The sequence below is a fragment of the Clostridium weizhouense genome (assembly GCF_019431045.1).
In the GTDB taxonomy this organism is placed as follows: Bacteria; Bacillota; Clostridia; order Clostridiales; family Clostridiaceae; genus Clostridium; species Clostridium weizhouense.
In genome coordinates, this window is sequence record NZ_JAHXPT010000004.1 from 293026 (window position 1) to 312026 (window position 19001).

Sequence of the window (19001 nt, forward strand, 5' to 3'; positions counted from 1 at the left end):
CCCTTAACTATTCATTCTATAAACATCTATTACACCCTTAAGTCTTTTAATCTTTTTCATAAGATCTTTTAATTCATCTATAGAATTAATTTTTATTTTTATTCCAATTAAAGCTATACCTTCTTTAGCTGCATTTGCATTTAACGCGCTTAAATGCAATTTTAAATCTGTAATTACACTCATTATATCTGCAAGCATACCCATTCTATCTTCTGTCTTAACTTGAATTTCAGCAAAATAAGCATTTCCACTTGGTATTCCCCAAGATACTTCTACTACCTTTTCGCCATCTGTATCAATTAAATTTTTAAGATTACTACAGTCTTTTCTATGCACCGATACCCCTCTTCCCTTTGTTATATACCCTAATATTTCATCTCCTGGTACAGGATTACAACATTTTGCAAATCTAACCATAAGATTACTTTCACCTTTTACAGTTATACCATAATTTTGTGAGTTTTTTTGTCTATCTGTCTTAGCAATATGATCTTCAATAGTTTTATTTAAAGACTCCTGCATCTCTTTTTCTTTAACTGGTTCATTTTCTTCCTTAAGTCTCGATACAAAAGAGGATGCAGAAATTCCACCTACTCCAATTACTACATGTAAATCTTCAATACAGTGAACATTATATCTCTTTATTAATTTTTCATAACTATCACCTTTTGCTATATCAGAGAGATTAACCCCTTGCTTTTTAAGCTCTTTATCAAGAAGTTCTTTTCCTTTTATAATATTTTCTTCTTTTTTAGCTTTTCTAAACCATTGTTTTATCTTACTTTTTGATTGATTACTCTTAGCTATATTAAGCCAATCCATATTAGGACCTTTTGAATTTGGCGAAGTAAGTATTTCAACAATTTCACCTGTCTTAAGAGTGTAATCAAGAGGAACTATTTTTCCGTTAACTTTAGCTCCAACGCACTTATTACCAACATCAGTATGTATTCTATATGCAAAATCAATAGGAGTTGCCTTACTACATAAATTTATTACTACACCTTTTGGTGTAAATACAAATACCTCATCAGAAAAAAGATCAATTTTAAATCCTTCTATAAATTCTTCTGCATCTGAAGTTTCCTTTTGCCATTCTAGCATATCTCTAAGCCATACTAACTTCTTTTCAAACTCTTTAGAATTATCTTCTTGTGAAGAGTCTCCTTCTTTATACTTCCAGTGAGCAGCAATTCCATATTCTGCTGTTTTATGCATTTCAAAAGTTCTTATTTGTATTTCAAAAGTTTTCCCTTGTGCACCTATTACTGTTGTATGTAGAGATTGGTACATATTAGGTTTCGGCATAGCTATATAATCCTTGAATCTACCTGGAATTGGTCTATATATTGTATGTACTATTCCAAGAACACCATAACAATCTTTTACTGAATTCACAAGAACTCTGATTGCTGTTAAATCAAAAATTTGTTCAATACTCTTATTTTTGTTAACCATCTTTTTATAAATACTATAAAAATGTTTAGGTCTGCCTTCAATATCCGAATCAATACCAGCATCTTCCAATCTTTTCTTCAAATCAATTACAACATTATTTATATATGTTTCTCTTTCAACTCTTTTTTCAGCTATTTGATGTACTAATTCATAGTATTCTGTTTCATGAAGATATCTAAAACATAAATCTTCAAGTTCCCATTTAATTTTAGACATACCTAATCTATGTGCTAATGGAGCATAAATGTTTAATGTTTCTTTAGCTTTCATTTTTTGTTTTTTTGTTGGCATAAATTTAAGTGTTCTCATATTATGAAGTCTATCAGCTAACTTTATAATTATTACTCTTATATCTTTAGCCATTGCCAAAAGCATTTTTCTAACATTATCAGCTTGTTGTTCTTCTTTAGTCTTATATTCCATCTCACCAAGTTTAGTAAGCTTAGTAACACCCTCTACTAGATTAGCTATTTCTTCATTAAAAGTGTTTACCATTAATTCATACGAACATTCTGTATCTTCAATCACATCATGAAGTAAGCCGGCTGCAATTGTACTGGTATCCATACCAAGCTCTGCAAGAATTTCTGCCACATCAATAGGATGAATTATATATGGTTCTCCTGACTCTCTTTTTTGCTCCTTATGAGCTTCTTCTGCAAAAGAATATGCTTTTTTAATAATTTCAACATCAACATTATGACAATTATTATGAATCTTTTCTAATAAGTTTTCAATCATAAGGACTTACTTCTCTCCTTTTGCTAAATTTCTATAAATTCAAAGGCTGGTTATATAACCAGCCCTTTTTTATAATTATATATTATTTTACAACTATTTTCAATAAATTTAAATATCATACTGTACTAATGATATAACATCATAATCTTTTAGTTTATCTCTTCCTTTAAGTTCTGTTAATTCTATTAAGAAATCAATAGAAACAACTTCTCCACCTGCTTGTTCTACTAATTTAGCAACACCCTCCAATGTACCTCCTGTTGCTAATAAATCATCTATAATTGCAACCCTTTGACCTTTTTTAATTGCATCTTTATGAATTTGAAGAACATCACTACCATATTCTAAATCATAATTAACAGATATAGTTTCTCCTGGTAGTTTACCTGGTTTTCTTACTGGAACAAATCCAACTCCTAATGCATATGCAACAGGCACTCCAAAAATAAATCCTCTTGCCTCTGGTCCAACAATTAAATCTATATTTTTATCTTTTAAGTATTCTACGAACATATCAATTGAAGCTTTTAAAGACTCTCCATCACCTATTAATGTTGTTATATCTTTAAAACTTATCCCTTCCTTAGGAAATCCATCAATTATTCTTATACTCTCTCTTAAATCCATTTTTATTCCTCCTGAAAATATTATTTAATCAAACTATGTATAAAATTATTATTGATTTTATTTAAACAGCATACATTTTTTAGAACTATATAAATACTTTACTATCTGATCTGCTCGATCTTTATCAACTGTAGTCAATAATTCTAATACTATTCTGGCATTGTCCATAATTCCCACTGCTCCTATTGTAGGAGTAATAAATTCTATCATCTCATTTATAGAATCATAATCAAATTCTTCTATATTATTAAATTCTATTACTGATCTTAACCCATTATTATTAGTATTAAGCAGGAATTTTATTCCTTCTTTAACCAATACTGCATTTTCCCCTTTAATTGGTACATTTGTACATTGTACTCCCATAAGAATTAAATCCAAATATTTATTAATACTTTTCATATTATAATATATTGCAATTGCTTGCATTAACTTAAATGTCAATCCACTTATAGATAAGTCTTTATATCTATATTGGCATCCTTTTTGTTTTGGATTAACATGAATGTATTCATCAACAAGGTCAGTTTCCTTGTTTTCAAAAACAATTAAATCTATGCCCAAATTACTACATAAAGCTACTTCCTCATGAGATTTCAAACCTACTCCTAAAGTTATTAATAACTCAGCACCTAAAAAATCCACATTATTTTTTATATCTTTACAATTAAGTTTATCCCTTGTTTTTACCCCATCATATATAAGATATTCTACATCTGCATTCAAATATTTTAAAACAAGAATTAGCGATGCGACAGCACAAATACCATCAACATTTGGAATCCCATAAACAACTATTTTCTCTCTGTTATTTACTGCAGAGACTAATCTTTCTAATGCTTTGTTCATACCTTTAAGGATAAAAGGGTTATATCCAGTAATATAATTTGGACAATAAATACTTTCCCAGAACTTACGCATGGCTTACTCCTCCATAAAATTAGAAAACATTTATATTATAATTGATAAAATGAATTTTTACAAATATTTTATTAAAAAATGAATAAACCTCCATTATTAAATATGGAGGTTTATTCTTTCCTTTAATATTTATATCAATTTTAAATAGATTTTCATTTATAAATTATTCAAAATCACTTTAATATATCTATGCATTTTGTAAAGATTTGTTTTTATTTGTTATTTTATTTTTCCCATTTTTTTTGCTTTTTAAATAAACCCAAACTGGAGATGCTACAAATATAGACGAATAAGCACCTGCCACTATACCTATAATTAAAGGTATAGTAAATTCTCTTACAGTTGGTACAAATATATTTACAGCAATTATAGTAAATAATGTTGTCAAAGATGTATTTATAGATCTTGACATAGTTTCAGTTAAACTTGTATTTGCAATTTCTATCGGATTAGATCTTCTCATATTTTTAAAGTTTTCTCTTATTCTATCAAAAATTACAATAGTATCATTTATTGAATAACCTATTATAGTTAATACGGCTGCAATAAACGGAGTATTAACTGAAATGTTAAATATAGCATATACGCTTATTGTTATTAAAACATCATGTATGGTAGCTATTAATGCAGCAATACCAAAATTAATTTCAAATCTTATAGCTATATATATTAACATTGCAATAAATGACATAAGGACTGCAATTAATGAATTTTTAGTTAACTCTTTACCAATAGCTGCACCTATTTCATCTTGAGAAATTAATGCATTGTTATCTAATTCATACTTAGATTTTAACTCATTCATTATTGAAGCTACCTTTTCAGTATCTAAATCCCCTGATTTTACTTCATATTGATTATTATCTACCATATTAGCAACAGCATCTGGAGCATAGCCTTTTATTATATCATCAACTTCTTGTTTATCTATTCCTTCTTTAAGTTGAATTGTTAGTTGTGTACCACCTTTAAAATCTATTCCAAAATTTAACCCTCTAGTAAATAAAAAACCTAATCCTATTAAGATTATAATTAGAGAAATAGAAAGCCATATCTTTGATTTTTCTATTATCTTAAGCATGTTCTACCTCCCTCTTAACTCTAAAATGTGATAATTTATTAAGCATTCCAATATCAGCTGCCAAATTAATTAATAATTTAGTTACTACTAAAGCTGTGAATAAACTTATAATTATACCAATCATTAATGTAACTGCAAAACCTTTAACAGCACCTGAACCGAAGAAATATAATATTAAACCTACTAAAATTGTTGTTACATTTGAATCTACTATTGATGAAAGAGCATTTTCAAACCCCTTTTTAATAGATGTTTTAGTAGATATACCTTTTCTTAATTCTTCTCTAATTCTTTCAAAAATCAGTACATTAGCATCAACTGCCATACCAATTGTCAGAAGTAATGCCGCTATACCTGGCAATGTTAATGTTACTCCAACTTGTGCAAATACAAATAATGTAATAGTTATAAATAAAACTAAAGCTATACTAGCTAAAAATCCTGGAACTCTATAATAACAAATCATGAATAAAAATACTAATCCAATTCCTAAAGTTCCTGCTTTTAAGGCATTAGGAAGTGCTGTGGCACCTAATTGTGCTCCTACATTTTTAACCGAAACCGCCTTAACGGTAACTGGTAAAGCTCCTGAATTTATAACTCCAGCTAATTTTTTAGCTTCATCCAATGTTTGACTACCAGTAATAACTGCATTTCCATCAACAATTTGTGTTTGAACAGTTGGACTTGTTAATAATTCATCATCCATATAAACAGATATTTTTTGTCCTACATACTTTCCAGTTGCTTCTGAAAACGCTCTTTGACCATCTTCATTTAATTCTAATGATACAACTGGTTGACCGTTTTGTTGATCAAGTACTGCTGATGCTTTCTTCACATCTTTACCTGTAAGAATTTCATCATCATTTGGACCTTTAAAGATTAAATTTCCTGATTTGCTTAAACTTTCAACAATTTCTTGTGAATCAAACGCACCTGGAATATCTACTCTTATTCTTTTTTCACCTTCTGTTGTAACAACAGTCTCAGCAACTCCAAGCTTATTTACTCTTAAAGAAATATGTTCTTTTGTACTTTCTAATTGTTCTCTAGTTACTTGATTTTCTTGAATTTCCATCAATACTGAAACCCCACCTTGTAAATCAAGACCTTTTGTTATCACTTCATCGAAAGATTTAAATTTCCATCCACTTATAACCATTCCTTTAAATCCAACGAAAGCTGAGAAAAATGCTACAGCAACTATTAATATAAATAACACTGCACTTTTTCTTTTTTTCTTCATCGTAATCCCCCTCTACTCTTATAGTTTTATTTTAGTACGTAAAACCCAAATCATTGAACTTATAGTATAAAACTCACCGTAACATTTTATTATGTAAAATATATATACTTAAGTATAAGTATAATGAACTAAGTGATATATTATTAGATTATCACCTTTACACTAGACTTATACTCTTCTTACAATACCATATAACGTGATCCTTAAATTTATTTAATATACTATACTAAACTGTTGAAAAATATCAATAGTGTTCAAGATATTACCAATACAAAAATGATTATATCACAATAAAAATTCTTAATAAAGATTTTTATATATTTATGCCTAACATTCCTGCTAATAATCCAACCACCATAGATATAGCAAATTTAGCAAAATCAAAAATTTTAAATGTTATAGCTCCACCTATGTAACTTGATAATATAAATAAAACTAAATAATAACTTAATCCTATTCCAAGACCTACAAGCCATCCTTTTGATGAATTTGCTTTTGCTCCTATTATAGAACCAATTGCTAAACTTACTAAAGATATAATAACATATATCATACTAAATATACTTGGAGTAAAATCAATAATTTTCATAAATATAGATAATATTATTACTCCAATTAAGCTTAAAATTAAAGCTCCACATAAACCTTTAAATACTGATTTTACATAATTATTACTTTCCATTAAAATAACACCCCCTAATACTCAATTTTATGAAGTATTAAGAGGTATTATGATTAATTTTCCTTGTTTATTTTAGAAGATATTCCATTCTTTGAAATTTTAATTTTAGTCTTTGCTGCACTTGTTTCTATAACAACATTTTCTTCATCAATCTTTGATATTCTGCCTATGATTCCACCTCTAGTCATGATTTCATCACCAACATTTAATTCATTTAACATTAAGTTATATTTTTTCTTTCTCTTCTTTTCAGGTAATATAAGTAGAAAATAAAATATAACAAATACCACTATAAAAGGTACAATGTTTGTTAAAATTGCCATGTTCATCTTTATACCTCCATAAAAATTCTTTAAATTTAAGAACTTAAATATATCTAATTGCTTAAATCAAATATATACTAAATTCAGATGTTCTATGATAGTTAGTTTACAATTATTTGATTACAATGTCAATCTGTACCATTATAATCCATTCCACTCTTCTAATTTACGTTGTTTAAACTCTTTAAAATAATTCCCGTCTATAGCATCTCTGATTTCCTGCATTAAATTATTATAAAAATATAAATTATGTAATACACATAATCTCATCGCAAGCATTTCTTTTGCTTTAAATAAATGTCTTATATAAGCTCTAGTATAATTTTTACATGCTGGACATTGACAGCCTTCATCTATTGGTCTTTCATCCAACTCAAATTTTGCATTAAATAGATTTATTTTACCATTTCCTGTAAATACATGCCCATGTCTTCCATTTCTGGCTGGTAATACACAATCAAAAAAATCTACTCCTCTATCAACTGCTTCTAATATATTAGTTGGCGTACCAACTCCCATCAAATAAATTGGCTTATCTTCAGGCAAATATGGTACTACTGCATCAATTACTCTATACATATCTTCATGAGTTTCTCCAACCGCAAGTCCACCTATTGCATAACCATCTAAATCCATCTTAGTTATAGTTTTAGCATGCTCTATTCTTATGTCTTCATAAACTCCACCTTGATTTATACCAAATAACATTTGTTCTTTGTTTAAAGTTTCTGGTAATGAATTCAATCTATCCATTTCATCTTTACATCTTTCAAGCCACCTTGTTGTTCTAGCTACAGAATTTTTTACATATTCTCTAGTTGATGGGTTAGGGATACATTCATCAAATGCCATGGCTATAGTAGATGCTAAATTACTTTGTATTTGCATTGACTCTTCTGGCCCCATAAATATTTTTTTCCCATCTATATGAGAATTAAAGTATACCCCTTCTTCTTTAATTTTTCTTATTCCTGATAAAGAGAATACTTGAAATCCACCTGAATCTGTTAATATTGGTCTATCCCAATTCATAAACTTATGTAATCCACCAAGTTTTCTTACAACCTTATCAGAAGGTCTTAAATGAAGATGATATGTATTAGAAAGTTCAACTTGGCATCCTATCTCTTTTAAATCCATACTTGAAACTGCGCCTTTTATAGCTGCTAAAGTTCCAACATTCATAAATACTGGAGTTTGTATTGTTCCATGTGGAGTTTTAAATTCTCCCCTTCTTGCTTTTCCCTCTTTCTTTAGTAAAGTATATCTTTTACTCACAAGCGCTCACCTCTTAATTATATTTTTAAGGAAACTAACACCTTTTATTCTTGGCATTAGCTAAGTTATAAGAATAAAGTTTTTAACTTAATTCTCACTTATATTGAAACACTTGACTATGTCACCTCATCAATGTAATTCAAACAATTTTTTATTTATTATCAATTAACTTACTTAATAAACATTGCATCTCCAAAAGAGAAAAATCTATATTTTTCCTTTACTGCTTCTTCATATGCATTCATAACATATTCTTTTCCTGCCAAAGTAGAAACTAACATTATTAATGTTGATTCTGGTAAATGGAAATTTGTTATAAGTTTATCTACAACTTTAAATTGATATCCTGGATAAATAAAGATATTAGTCCATCCACTTTGTTCTCTAACAAATCCATTTTCATCCCCAATAGTTTCTAAAGTTCTTGTTGATGTTGTTCCAACAGAGATTACTTTGTTTCCCCTTTTTTTAGTTTCATTTATTATATCAGCACTTTCTTTTGAAAGCATATAGAACTCTGAATGCATCTCATGTTCTTCTATTTTATCAACTTTTACCGGTCTAAATGTTCCTAAACCAACATGAAGTGTTACATATACTATATTAATACCTTTTTCTTTTATTTGTTCTAATAATTCTTTTGTAAAATGTAGTCCTGCTGTTGGTGCTGCTGCTGAACCATTTTCTTTAGAATATACTGTTTGATATCTTTCTTTATCTTCTAATCTTTCATGAATATAAGGTGGAAGTGGCATTTCTCCTAATGAATCTAAAACTTCTTCAAATATTCCTTCATAATAAAATTCTACTATTCTATTTCCATTTTCCTTAACTTCTATTACTTCTGCTTTAAGTTTTCCTTCACCAAAAGTAAATCTTCTTCCTATTCTCGCTGATTTACCTGGCTTAGCTAAACATTCCCACTTATCTTTTTCTATTCTTTTAAGTAATAAAAATTCTATTTTACCACCAGTTTCTTCTTTTTCCCCAATCAGTCTTGCTGGCATTACTCTTGTATTATTTAATACTAAAGTGTCACCTGAATTTAAATACTCTATGATGTCATGAAAAGTTTTGTGAGTTATTTCTCCAGTTTCTTTGTTCAAAACCATAAGTCTTGAAGAATCTCTTCTCTCTAATGGATGTTGTGCTATTAGTTCTTCTGGCAAATAAAAATCAAAGTCTTTTACGTTCATTACTATATCTTCTCCTAACTATTAAAAAAACTTTTTTGTTCACTGTTACATTCTTTATGTTTACTATTGTTGACTCTTCCTAAATGTTTATAAGCTTTATCTGTTGCAACCCGCCCTCTAGGTGTTCTTACAACAAAACCTTGTTGTAATAAATAAGGTTCATAAACATCCTCTATAGTTCCAAGCTCTTCCCCTATAAAGTACGAAAGAGTTTCAATTCCTACAGGACCACCATTAAAATTGTCTATAATCGCTTCTAATATTTTATTATCAACTTTATCAAATCCTTGACTATCTACTTCTAGTAATTCTAATGCTGCCTTTGCTTCTTTAACTGAAATTACATTATTAGATTTAACTTCTGAATAATCTCGTACCCTTTTTAGCAATCTATTAGCAATTCTAGGTGTTCCTCTAGACCTTGTTGCAATTTCTAAAGCCCCTTCTTCTGTAATCTTACATCCAAAGACAGCTGCACTTCTTATTATAATTTCTTTCAGTTCAGTTTCATTATAATATTCCATTGCACAAAGCACTCCAAATCTATCTCTTAAAGGAGATGTTAACATTCCTACTCTTGTCGTTGCTCCTATCAGTGTAAATTTAGGTAAATCAAGTCTTATAGATTTTGCCGCTGCCCCTTTACCGATTACAATATCTAGAGCATAATCTTCCATAGCTGGATATAGTATTTCTTCTACAGTTCTATTTAATCTATGTATTTCATCTATAAATAAAACATCATAATCTTTTAAAGTTGTTAAAATAGCTGCTAAATCTCCTGCCCTTTCAATTGCTGGACCAGATGTAATTTTTAAATCTCCACTCATTTCCTTGGCAATAATATTAGCTAATGTAGTTTTACCTAAACCTGGTGGACCATATAAAAGTACATGATCTAATGATTCATTTCTTTTCTTTGCTGCTTTTATAAATATATCTAATCTTTCTTTTACTTTTTCCTGACCAATATATTCCTTGATTTTTTGAGGTCTTAAACTAAGCTCTGAATTATCATCTTCACTTAATTGAATTGGTTCCACTATTCTTTCCACTTAAATACACCCCCTCTTTATTAAGTAAAATAAGTACTAAATATTTTATCCCATTAACGCTTTTAATGCATTTTTTATTATATTTTCAACGCTTTCAGTTTTATCTATAGTCTCAAGAACATTTTCTGCTTCTTTTTCTGTATATCCTAATGCAACCAGTGCACTTAATGCTTCTGATATTGCTAATGTATTTTCTTGTATAGGTTCAAATCCATCAATGTTTTCCACTAATTCGTCCGATTTCAACTTGTCTTTAAGTTCTAAAATAATTCTTGCAGCAGTCTTTTTTCCTATTCCTACTCCACGACAAAGATGCTTCTCATCACCAGTTATTATTGCATACTTTAAATTATTCAATCTACTTATAGAAAGTAGCGATAAAGCAGCTTTTGCTCCAACACCATTAATTGTACGTAGCAATTTAAACATATCTAATTCTTCTTCAGAATCAAATCCATATAATCCAATAAAATCTTCTCTTACAATCTGTTCAATATACAACATAACATCTTCTCCAGATGCTGGCATAGAGGACATTGTTGCACCTGAAGTGAAAATTTTATATCCTATTCTATTATTTTCAATGACTATATAATCTTTATTTATTCCAACATACTTTCCTTTTATATATTCATACATAAATTAAAATCCTCCTATATTTTAAATAAAATATATATTTACTTAAAACCTAACTTATACTTTATCATTTTACAATAAATCTTTCAATAAGGCACCTAAAAGAAAATATACGTTCGTACTTATTTAGTCAATTTTATATTTCGCTTAAATATAGTAATTAAAAATAGATATATTTCAAAACATAGCTTGGCAAATAAAAATAAACCATATAACTGTTATAAAATAAATTTTACAATTATATAGCTTATTTTATGTTCAATAATTAATTTATAAACAATAGACCTATTCATAAATTAATTACGGTATTTTATTATGCAATTATAAGAATTATCTACGCTTTTAAAAATCTTAATTTTAAAAATGCTAATGCTATAGTAAAACATGCTCTATGAATCTTTCACTATATATAGTACTCATTAACATGTAAAACATAATATAATTTTTAAGAAATTAGTTCTGAAATACTTTCTTCTGCTTCATCTTTAGAATCATATTTAAGTTCAAAATTTTTTATTTTATTTTTATCACTATCTCTTAAACTTTCAATAGGTTTATTATCTGAAAATATATCTTCATTATTTTTTATAGAAGCTACTCCTTCTTTATTTGTTTCATATATAGCTAAATATCCATCTTTGTCACCAATATAATATTTATTTGGCTCTAAAGAATTTGACACTTTTCTTTTAAACATAAATTCTCCATTTGACATAACATCAAGGTTATAACCACTATTTTTTAAAATTTCAATTAATTGTTCCTGTGTCAAATCATCATTAATGTTTAATTGTTTTTTTATTTCCGATATGGTCATATCACTTTCTTTCTTATCACCTGCAAATAATGAAACCTTAATATTGTCATCTAATTTATTGACAGCAATATCAGTATTCACTTTACCTTGAGAACTTTGGGCTAAGCCTTTATAATTAGTTGATCTATCTACTAAATAATAAGTCATTGAAAATATAAGTGCTAGCATTAAAATGCAAAAAATCATTATTTTTCTTTTCTTATTTACCATATTCATCACTCCTTGGTAGAAGTATTGACTTAATGGTAAAAAATTATGCATATTTATGGTAAATTTAATTAACTAGTTTATGCATTATCTTGCTCTATTTATAAAACCACATTTTTTACATAATTCTTCAACTGCAATTCTTTCAGAAAAACCATCATATATATCTTTTGCTCTTTTAGAATTTAAAATATCTTCAAGTTCATTATCAAATATATTTCCAAGCGATATATTTCCTTCACTATCTAAACAACATGGTACAACAGTTCCATCTACTAATATACCTATTTGATCTCTTAATCCGTAACAAAAAGCCCTCTCCCCTAATTCATCACTCTTTATTGATGGCCACTTAAATTTTTCTCCCATACTAAGATATAAATTGTTAGCTAATTTAACGCTATTTTTATCTTTTAATTCTTCTTTTAAGTTATAATTTAAATTAAAACTCTCTTCAAGTATTTTAAAAATATCAATATTCATATTATTACTGGCCTTATACTTTGTATCTAAATTCCATAATCTTAATGAACAAATTATATTGCTTTTCTCAGTAGCCTCTTTCGAAAATTTAATTATATTATCTAGATACTCTTCAAAGTTTATATCTTTATTATTTGCTTCAAAACTATGAAGTGAAATATTAACTTGCCTTAACGCTGGTGCTTTAATCAATATATCTTTCACATCTTTAATTAAAGTCCCATTTGTAGTAATATTGGCTTTCACCTTATATTTTTCACTTAATTCTAAAAATTGTTCGAGGTTTCTATTTAAAAAAGGTTCTCCCATTAAATGAAAATAAACATAATCACTATATGGCTTAACACACTTTAAAATATGTTCAAATGACTTTTCATCCATAAACCCTAATTTTCTAGAGGTTTTAGGACAAAAATCACATTCTAAATTGCAAACATTTGTTATTTCTATATATACTCTTTTAAATTTTTTCATTTTTATTCACCCTTTAATTCCTTACTTTCAATATATATTTTTAATCTTTATGACATAATTAATAAATCATATTATACTAATTTATCAATAATCTTTCCAGAAAAAATCCACTTTTTCTATTTATATATACAGTATTTTTCAACATTTATTTTTATTTTCTCTGATATTATATTATTTGTTTACATATTTAGAAATTTTCAAACTATTTAGAATTTATAACCAATTAAAACGTTTTTATGTTATAATATAGCTATACTTTATTATAGATTTAATTTCATACGTTTGGAGGAAAGATTATGGCAAATATTATAATTTCCCCTGGAAAATATGTACAAGGTAAAGGGGAACTTAAAAATATATCTAAACATACTAAAAATTTAGGAGAGAACTTTTTTGTTATTGTAAGCACTTCTGGCATGAAGAGAGTCGCAAACATTATAAAAGAAAGTTTCTCTGATAGTAATACTAATTTAATTTTTGAAATTTTTAATGGTGAATGTTCTGAAAACGAAATAAAACGACTACAAAAAAGCTTTCAGGAAAATAACTGTGATGTTGTTATTGGTATAGGTGGAGGTAAAATTTTAGATACTGCAAAAGCTATTGCTTATTTTGAAAATGTTCCAGTAGTTATAGCTCCAACTATCGCTTCTACGGACGCTCCTTGTAGTGCATTATCAGTTATATACACTGATGAAGGAATATTTGATAAATACTTACTTTTAAATAAAAATCCAGATCTTATTTTGGTAGATACTCAAATAATTGTTAGTGCTCCATCAAGACTTTTAATATCAGGAATGGGCGATGCTTTAGCTACCTATTTTGAATTAAGAGCTTGTAAAAGAGCAAACAGCTTAAATATGTCTAATGGACATATAACTTTAGCAGCAGAAGCGCTAGCTAAATTATGTTATAATACATTATTATCCGAGGGATTTAAAGCAAAAATGGCTGTTAATAATAATGTTGTAACAAAAGCAGTTGAAAATGTTGTTGAAGCAAACACTTTATTAAGTGGCTTAGGCTTTGAAAGTGGTGGATTATCTGGAGCACATGCAATTCATAATGGATTTACTGTACTACAAGAATGTCATAATCTATATCATGGTGAAAAAGTTGCATTTGGTACAATAGCTCAATTAGTTCTTGAAAATGCTCCTTTAGAAGAAATTAAAGAAGTCATAGATTTTTGTTTAAGTGTTGGACTTCCAACTAATTTATCAGATATGGGCATAAAAAAAATTGATAAAGATGATATTATGAAAGTAGCTGAAGCTTCTTGTGCTGAAGGTGAAACTATCTATAATATGCCTTTTGATGTAACTCCTTATGATGTTTATTCTGCAATTTTAACTGCTGATAAATTAGGATCTCATTATCATAAATAACCCTTAATTAAACGTTTATATTGCAGTATAAAATTCAAATATAAGTTAATTTTTATACTCTAACGTGGACTTTCAGTAAAAAAATTAAGAGCCTACAAAGTAACTAATTTTTAAAATTACTTTATAGGCTTTTCTACTAATTAACCTTAAAAAAAGCTGATTTCGGTTTATGACATATTGGACAGATATAGTCATCAGGTAAATCTTCAAAATCTATATCACCATCATAAATATAATGACAAACTGAACATTCATATACATCTTTTACTTTCTCTATAGTTTCTGATTTCTTTTCATTATCTTTCTTTTGCTCCACTTTTCCAGTTTTAAGATCTCTATAATATGCATATGTCATTGGTTCTTCATTATTTAATTTTTTAGCATTTACTACTTCTGCTATAAACATATTATGAGTTCCGAGATCTATATCTTTGACAACTTTACAAGATAATGTAGCTATACAATCCTTTTCTACCACCGGATTATTAAGTTCATCTAAAATATATGGCATATCCTTAAATTTATCGACATCTCTACCACTACTATATCCAAAATGTGCAATTGTATTTAATGAAGCATTTTTACTTACGATTGATACTGAAAATTTATTTGATTTTTTAATCAACTCATTAGTAAAGTTTTTCTTAAGTACTGTAATACTAACTCTCATTGGTTCCTGAGTAACTTGGCTTAATGTATTTATTGTACAACCATTCATCTTTCCATCTACTTCAGTTGTTAAAATATATACTCCATATGTTATTGTAAATAATGCACTTTGATCCATATAACTTTTCCCCTACCCTTCTTTAATTAACAATAATTATCTTATAATAATAATTGTACCGCTATTATTAGATTATATCAATATTTATATGAAAATTTTCCATAATATTGCTATATAATTTTATTTAATATTTATTAAAATATATTTAAAATAGTCTTTAATATATAACTTTACAAAAATTATACATTTATTTCATAAAAAATCGAGTAAAACCTATTTAAGCTTTACTCGAAAAATTTAGTATTTATTATAAGGTTTTAATATATGGATAATAATAATTCTCTTAAAATCTTACATGCAGTCGCTGTAGATGTTCCACTTTGATCATAGATTGGAGATAATTCATTTATATCACAGCCAACAATATTAAGTTGTGAAACATTTATAATTGCTTTTAATAATTCTTTAAATGTAACTCCACCAGCTTCAGGAGTTCCTGTTCCCGGAAATACTGATGGATCTAAAACATCTAAATCAATTGAAAAATACACTGGTTTTCCTTTTAGATATTCAACAGCTTCATTAAGTCCAGCAAAATCAAATTTATTTGTTGTTACATGGTCTTTTGCCCATAAAAATTCTTCTTTTTCACCAGATCTAATTCCAAACTGAAAGATTTTTTTATCTCCTACAAGATCCCATACTCTACGCATAACTGTTGCATGTGAAAGTTTTTCTCCTAAATAGTCATCTCTTAAATCTGCATGAGCATCAAAATGTATAATATGTAAATCTGGATATTTTTTCAAAACTCCTTTTACTGATCCAAGAGTAACTAAATGTTCACCACCTATCATACATGGTATTTTATTATCTTCTATTATATTAGAAGTAAATTGTTCTATTTGCTCTAATGACTTATTGGCACTACCAAAACATAATTCTAAATCTCCACCATCAAAAACATTTATATCTTCTAAGTCTTTATTTTGATATGGACTATATGTCTCTATTCCAAAAGATTCACTTCTCATGGTTTTACTTGCAAATCTTGTACCTGGACGAAATGATGTTGTAGAATCAAAAGGAGCTCCAAATACAACAATTTTAGATTCTTCATAATTATTATCACAACCTATAAAAGTTTCAATATTTCTATGCATTTTCATATTCAAATTCTCCATTCTAAATAAAACTTATACACAAATAATAATCATATTTATGTATAAGTTTTAATTTTTATTAAGGCATATCAATGAGAATAATAATTCAAATATATAAAAATACTTGCTTATTACTTTTAATGTGCCTACTTTAAACAAATACTCATGAAAATAGTTTTATTTAATATTTTCACCTAATAGTTCTTTAACATAATTAGGAAGTGCAAAACATCCTACATGAAGATCTGTATTATAATATTTTGTTTTAAGTCCTAATATGTTCCAAGCATCAGCATTTAAATCATTTATTGGATCATATTTTTTTGATGCAAATCCAAATAACCAATGACCTGATGGATAAGTTGGAATATGAGCTTGATATACTCTATTTATTGGGAAAAATTCTACTATCTTTTCATGGGCAGATTGCATTGATCTTGCATAATAATCATAATATGGACTCTCATGTTGATTAACTAAAATTCCATCATCAGTTAATGCTTTATAACAATTTCCATAAAACTCTTTAGTAAACAATCCTTCACCTGGTCCAAATGGATCTGTTGAATCTACTATTATTAAATCATATTCATTTTCTTTATTACGTACAAATTTTAATCCATCTTCAAAGAATAAATTAACTCTTTCTTCGTCAAGTTGAGAAGCTGTTTGTGGAAAATATTCTCTACATAGTTCCACAACTCTTTCATCAATTTCAACCATATCAATTTTTTCTATAGTTTTATATCTTGTAAGTTCTCTTACTGTTCCACCATCTCCGGCTCCAATAACTAATACTTTCTTTATATTGGGATTTGTCGCCATTGGTACATGAACTATCATATCATGATAAATAAATTCATCTTTTTCTGTTACCATCATTAATCCATCAAGAGTGAAAAATTTTCCAAATTCTTTAGATTCTAAAATATCTATTCTTTGAAACTTACTTTGTTCACTGTGTAACTCTCTATCAACCTTAATTGAAAATCTTACATCATCAGTATGTTGTTCTGTATACCATAATTCCATTTATCATTCCTCCACAATATTAATATTTTTAATTTTTATATCTTCTGTTCCTGTTAAAAAACATCCTTTTTCTTTTGCATATTCTATATAGTCTAAAATTTCTCTAGTAATCCTTTCTCCTGGTGCAAGAATTGGTATTCCTGGTGGATAACACATTACAAATTCACCACATATCTTTCCATCACTTTTATTTATAGGTAAAGAGTTTTTTTCTGAATAAAATGCTTCCTGTGGAGTAAGTACAACTTCTGGATTTATATATTCATGATCAAACATTCCTGCTTTATCTTTTGAATATAATCTTTTTATTTCTGATAATGATGAAATTAATCTTTCTATTGTAAGATTTCTATCACCAACAGAGATAATTGCAAGAATATTCGCAATATCACCAAATTCTATTTGTATACCATATTCATCTCTTAAAATATCATATACTTCAACTCCGGCTAAGCCAATATCCCTGGTAAAAATCGATAATTTAGTTTTATCAAAGTCGAAAACAGTATCGCCATCAATCAGCTCTTTTGAAAAAGCATAGTATCCATCAATCTTATTTATTTCAGCTCTTGCATATTCAGCAAGTTCTGTAACTTTTTCAAAAATCTCTTTTCCATTCAATACTAAATCTCTTCTTGCTAAATCAAGAGAGGACATTAGTAAATATGAACCACTTGTTGTTTGTGTTAAATTAATTATTTGACGAACATATCCAATATGCAAATCACAATTAAGAAGTAAAAAAGAACTTTGAGTTAATGAACCTCCAGTCTTATGCATGCTAACAGCCGCCATATCTGCTCCTGCCTCTATTGCTGAAACTGGCATATTCTTGCCAAAATAAAAATGAGTTCCATGTGCTTCATCTACTAAAACATACATTCCATTTTCATGTGCAAGCTTAGTAATTTCTTTTAAATTTGAACAAATTCCATAATAAGTTGGATTATTTACAAATATAGCTTTTGCATCTGGATGTTCTTTTATTGCTTTTTTTACATCTTCAACCGACATTCCAAGAGGTATTCCAAGTTTTTTATTAACACCTGGATTTATATAAACTGGAATTGCTCCACTGATAATAAGAGCATTAATTGCACTTCTATGCACATTACGTGGCATTATAACCTTTTCATCTTTTTTACAAACACTCATAACCATTGCTTGAACAGCAGAAGTAGTTCCATTCACCATTAAAAATGCATGTTTGGAGCCAAATGCTTCTGCTGCAAGTTCTTCTGCTTCTTTTATAACAGATACAGGATGACAAAGATTATCAAGTGGCTTCATTGAATTTACATCAACCGAAACACATTGTTCACCTAAAAATTCTTTAAGCATAGGATTACCACGTCCTTGCTTATGTCCTGGAACATCAAATGGTACAACTCTAGCTTTTTTATACCTCATTAATGCTTCATAAATAGGTGCTTTTGATTGGGATTCTTTATTTTTCATTC

Annotated in this window: 18 protein-coding genes; 1 reads left to right on the forward strand and 17 read right to left on the reverse strand. The window is 27.9% G+C overall.

What is annotated here, in order from left to right:
- Positions 1 to 3: 3 nt before the first annotated feature.
- The 13 genes from KYD98_RS07545 to KYD98_RS07605 all read right to left on the reverse strand — a co-directional run bounded on the left by KYD98_RS07545 (position 4) and on the right by KYD98_RS07605 (position 13228).
- The gene (locus tag KYD98_RS07545) at positions 4 to 2199 is read right to left on the reverse strand and encodes a RelA/SpoT family protein (RefSeq protein ID WP_219779000.1); all 2196 of its coding nucleotides are present in this window, start codon (positions 2197 to 2199) and stop codon (positions 4 to 6) included.
- A gap of 108 nt (positions 2200 to 2307) precedes the next feature.
- Complete coding sequence (locus tag KYD98_RS07550) at positions 2308 to 2826, reverse strand: adenine phosphoribosyltransferase (RefSeq protein ID WP_219779001.1); 519 nt, start codon at positions 2824 to 2826, stop codon at positions 2308 to 2310.
- Positions 2827 to 2883: 57 nt separating this feature from the next.
- On the reverse strand, positions 2884 to 3747 hold the full coding sequence (locus tag KYD98_RS07555; protein ID WP_219779002.1) for a DHH family phosphoesterase: 864 nt from the start codon (positions 3745 to 3747) through the stop codon (positions 2884 to 2886).
- Positions 3748 to 3934: 187 nt separating this feature from the next.
- On the reverse strand, positions 3935 to 4828 hold the full coding sequence (gene secF / locus KYD98_RS07560) for a protein translocase subunit SecF (protein WP_219779003.1): 894 nt from the start codon (positions 4826 to 4828) through the stop codon (positions 3935 to 3937).
- The gene (gene secD / locus KYD98_RS07565; RefSeq protein ID WP_219779004.1) at positions 4821 to 6077 is read right to left on the reverse strand and encodes a protein translocase subunit SecD; all 1257 of its coding nucleotides are present in this window, start codon (positions 6075 to 6077) and stop codon (positions 4821 to 4823) included. Before secD ends, secF begins: the two co-directional genes overlap by 8 nt.
- A gap of 313 nt (positions 6078 to 6390) precedes the next feature.
- Positions 6391 to 6759, reverse strand: coding sequence for a TIGR04086 family membrane protein (locus KYD98_RS07570; RefSeq protein WP_219779005.1), 369 nt, complete (start codon positions 6757 to 6759; stop codon positions 6391 to 6393).
- A 53-nt stretch (positions 6760 to 6812) separates the two neighbouring features.
- Complete coding sequence (gene yajC, locus KYD98_RS07575) at positions 6813 to 7088, reverse strand: preprotein translocase subunit YajC (RefSeq protein ID WP_219779006.1); 276 nt, start codon at positions 7086 to 7088, stop codon at positions 6813 to 6815.
- 135 nt (positions 7089 to 7223) lie between these two features.
- A complete protein-coding gene (gene tgt / locus KYD98_RS07580) occupies positions 7224 to 8360 on the reverse strand; it encodes a tRNA guanosine(34) transglycosylase Tgt (RefSeq protein ID WP_219779007.1) in 1137 nt (378 codons plus the stop codon).
- A 170-nt stretch (positions 8361 to 8530) separates the two neighbouring features.
- On the reverse strand, positions 8531 to 9556 hold the full coding sequence (gene queA / locus KYD98_RS07585; RefSeq protein ID WP_219779008.1) for a tRNA preQ1(34) S-adenosylmethionine ribosyltransferase-isomerase QueA: 1026 nt from the start codon (positions 9554 to 9556) through the stop codon (positions 8531 to 8533).
- A gap of 14 nt (positions 9557 to 9570) precedes the next feature.
- The gene (ruvB, locus tag KYD98_RS07590; protein WP_219779009.1) at positions 9571 to 10611 is read right to left on the reverse strand and encodes a Holliday junction branch migration DNA helicase RuvB; all 1041 of its coding nucleotides are present in this window, start codon (positions 10609 to 10611) and stop codon (positions 9571 to 9573) included.
- A gap of 45 nt (positions 10612 to 10656) precedes the next feature.
- On the reverse strand, positions 10657 to 11250 hold the full coding sequence (ruvA, locus tag KYD98_RS07595; RefSeq protein ID WP_219779010.1) for a Holliday junction branch migration protein RuvA: 594 nt from the start codon (positions 11248 to 11250) through the stop codon (positions 10657 to 10659).
- 442 nt (positions 11251 to 11692) lie between these two features.
- Positions 11693 to 12274: a hypothetical protein gene (locus KYD98_RS07600; RefSeq protein WP_219779011.1), complete on the reverse strand. Its 582-nt coding sequence runs from the start codon at positions 12272 to 12274 to the stop codon at positions 11693 to 11695.
- An 84-nt stretch (positions 12275 to 12358) separates the two neighbouring features.
- Positions 12359 to 13228: a radical SAM/SPASM domain-containing protein gene (locus KYD98_RS07605; protein WP_219779012.1), complete on the reverse strand. Its 870-nt coding sequence runs from the start codon at positions 13226 to 13228 to the stop codon at positions 12359 to 12361.
- Positions 13229 to 13524: 296 nt separating this feature from the next.
- Between KYD98_RS07605 and KYD98_RS07610 the strand changes: the two genes are divergently transcribed.
- Positions 13525 to 14619, forward strand: coding sequence for a glycerol dehydrogenase (locus tag KYD98_RS07610; RefSeq protein WP_219779013.1), 1095 nt, complete (start codon positions 13525 to 13527; stop codon positions 14617 to 14619).
- A 136-nt stretch (positions 14620 to 14755) separates the two neighbouring features.
- Here KYD98_RS07610 and KYD98_RS07615 read toward each other — a convergent pair whose 3' ends face one another.
- The 4 genes from KYD98_RS07615 to KYD98_RS07630 all read right to left on the reverse strand — a co-directional run bounded on the left by KYD98_RS07615 (position 14756) and on the right by KYD98_RS07630 (position 18999).
- Entirely contained in the window at positions 14756 to 15406 is a 651-nt protein-coding gene (locus KYD98_RS07615; RefSeq protein WP_219779014.1) for a flavin reductase, read from the reverse strand.
- A 257-nt stretch (positions 15407 to 15663) separates the two neighbouring features.
- Positions 15664 to 16509, reverse strand: a complete 846-nt coding sequence (gene speB, locus KYD98_RS07620; RefSeq protein ID WP_219779057.1) for an agmatinase — start codon at positions 16507 to 16509, stop codon at positions 15664 to 15666.
- A 177-nt stretch (positions 16510 to 16686) separates the two neighbouring features.
- Entirely contained in the window at positions 16687 to 17541 is an 855-nt protein-coding gene (speE, locus tag KYD98_RS07625) for a polyamine aminopropyltransferase (protein ID WP_219779015.1), read from the reverse strand.
- A 3-nt stretch (positions 17542 to 17544) separates the two neighbouring features.
- Positions 17545 to 18999 (reverse strand): aminotransferase class I/II-fold pyridoxal phosphate-dependent enzyme, encoded by a 1455-nt coding sequence (locus KYD98_RS07630; protein WP_219779016.1) that lies wholly within the window; start codon positions 18997 to 18999, stop codon positions 17545 to 17547.
- Positions 19000 to 19001: the final 2 nt, after the last annotated feature.

Bases quoted from the DNA above. Each gene is read 5' to 3' on its own strand.
- secF (WP_219779003.1), bottom strand. From the start codon at position 4,828: ATGCTTAAGATAATAGAAAAATCAAAGATATGGCTTTCTATTTCTCTA.
- ruvA (WP_219779010.1), bottom strand. From the start codon at position 11,250: ATGTATGAATATATAAAAGGAAAGTATGTTGGAATAAATAAAGATTAT.
- KYD98_RS07605 (WP_219779012.1), bottom strand. From the start codon at position 13,228: ATGAAAAAATTTAAAAGAGTATATATAGAAATAACAAATGTTTGCAAT.
- yajC (WP_219779006.1), bottom strand. From the start codon at position 7,088: ATGAACATGGCAATTTTAACAAACATTGTACCTTTTATAGTGGTATTT.
- KYD98_RS07610 (WP_219779013.1), top strand. From the start codon at position 13,525: ATGGCAAATATTATAATTTCCCCTGGAAAATATGTACAAGGTAAAGGG.
- secD (WP_219779004.1), bottom strand. From the start codon at position 6,077: ATGAAGAAAAAAAGAAAAAGTGCAGTGTTATTTATATTAATAGTTGCT.
- KYD98_RS07555 (WP_219779002.1), bottom strand. From the start codon at position 3,747: ATGCGTAAGTTCTGGGAAAGTATTTATTGTCCAAATTATATTACTGGA.
- KYD98_RS07550 (WP_219779001.1), bottom strand. From the start codon at position 2,826: ATGGATTTAAGAGAGAGTATAAGAATAATTGATGGATTTCCTAAGGAA.
- queA (WP_219779008.1), bottom strand. From the start codon at position 9,556: ATGAACGTAAAAGACTTTGATTTTTATTTGCCAGAAGAACTAATAGCA.
- KYD98_RS07615 (WP_219779014.1), bottom strand. From the start codon at position 15,406: ATGGATCAAAGTGCATTATTTACAATAACATATGGAGTATATATTTTA.
- KYD98_RS07630 (WP_219779016.1), bottom strand. From the start codon at position 18,999: ATGAAAAATAAAGAATCCCAATCAAAAGCACCTATTTATGAAGCATTA.
- speB (WP_219779057.1), bottom strand. From the start codon at position 16,509: ATGCATAGAAATATTGAAACTTTTATAGGTTGTGATAATAATTATGAA.
- KYD98_RS07570 (WP_219779005.1), bottom strand. From the start codon at position 6,759: ATGGAAAGTAATAATTATGTAAAATCAGTATTTAAAGGTTTATGTGGA.
- speE (WP_219779015.1), bottom strand. From the start codon at position 17,541: ATGGAATTATGGTATACAGAACAACATACTGATGATGTAAGATTTTCA.
- KYD98_RS07545 (WP_219779000.1), bottom strand. From the start codon at position 2,199: ATGATTGAAAACTTATTAGAAAAGATTCATAATAATTGTCATAATGTT.
- KYD98_RS07600 (WP_219779011.1), bottom strand. From the start codon at position 12,274: ATGGTAAATAAGAAAAGAAAAATAATGATTTTTTGCATTTTAATGCTA.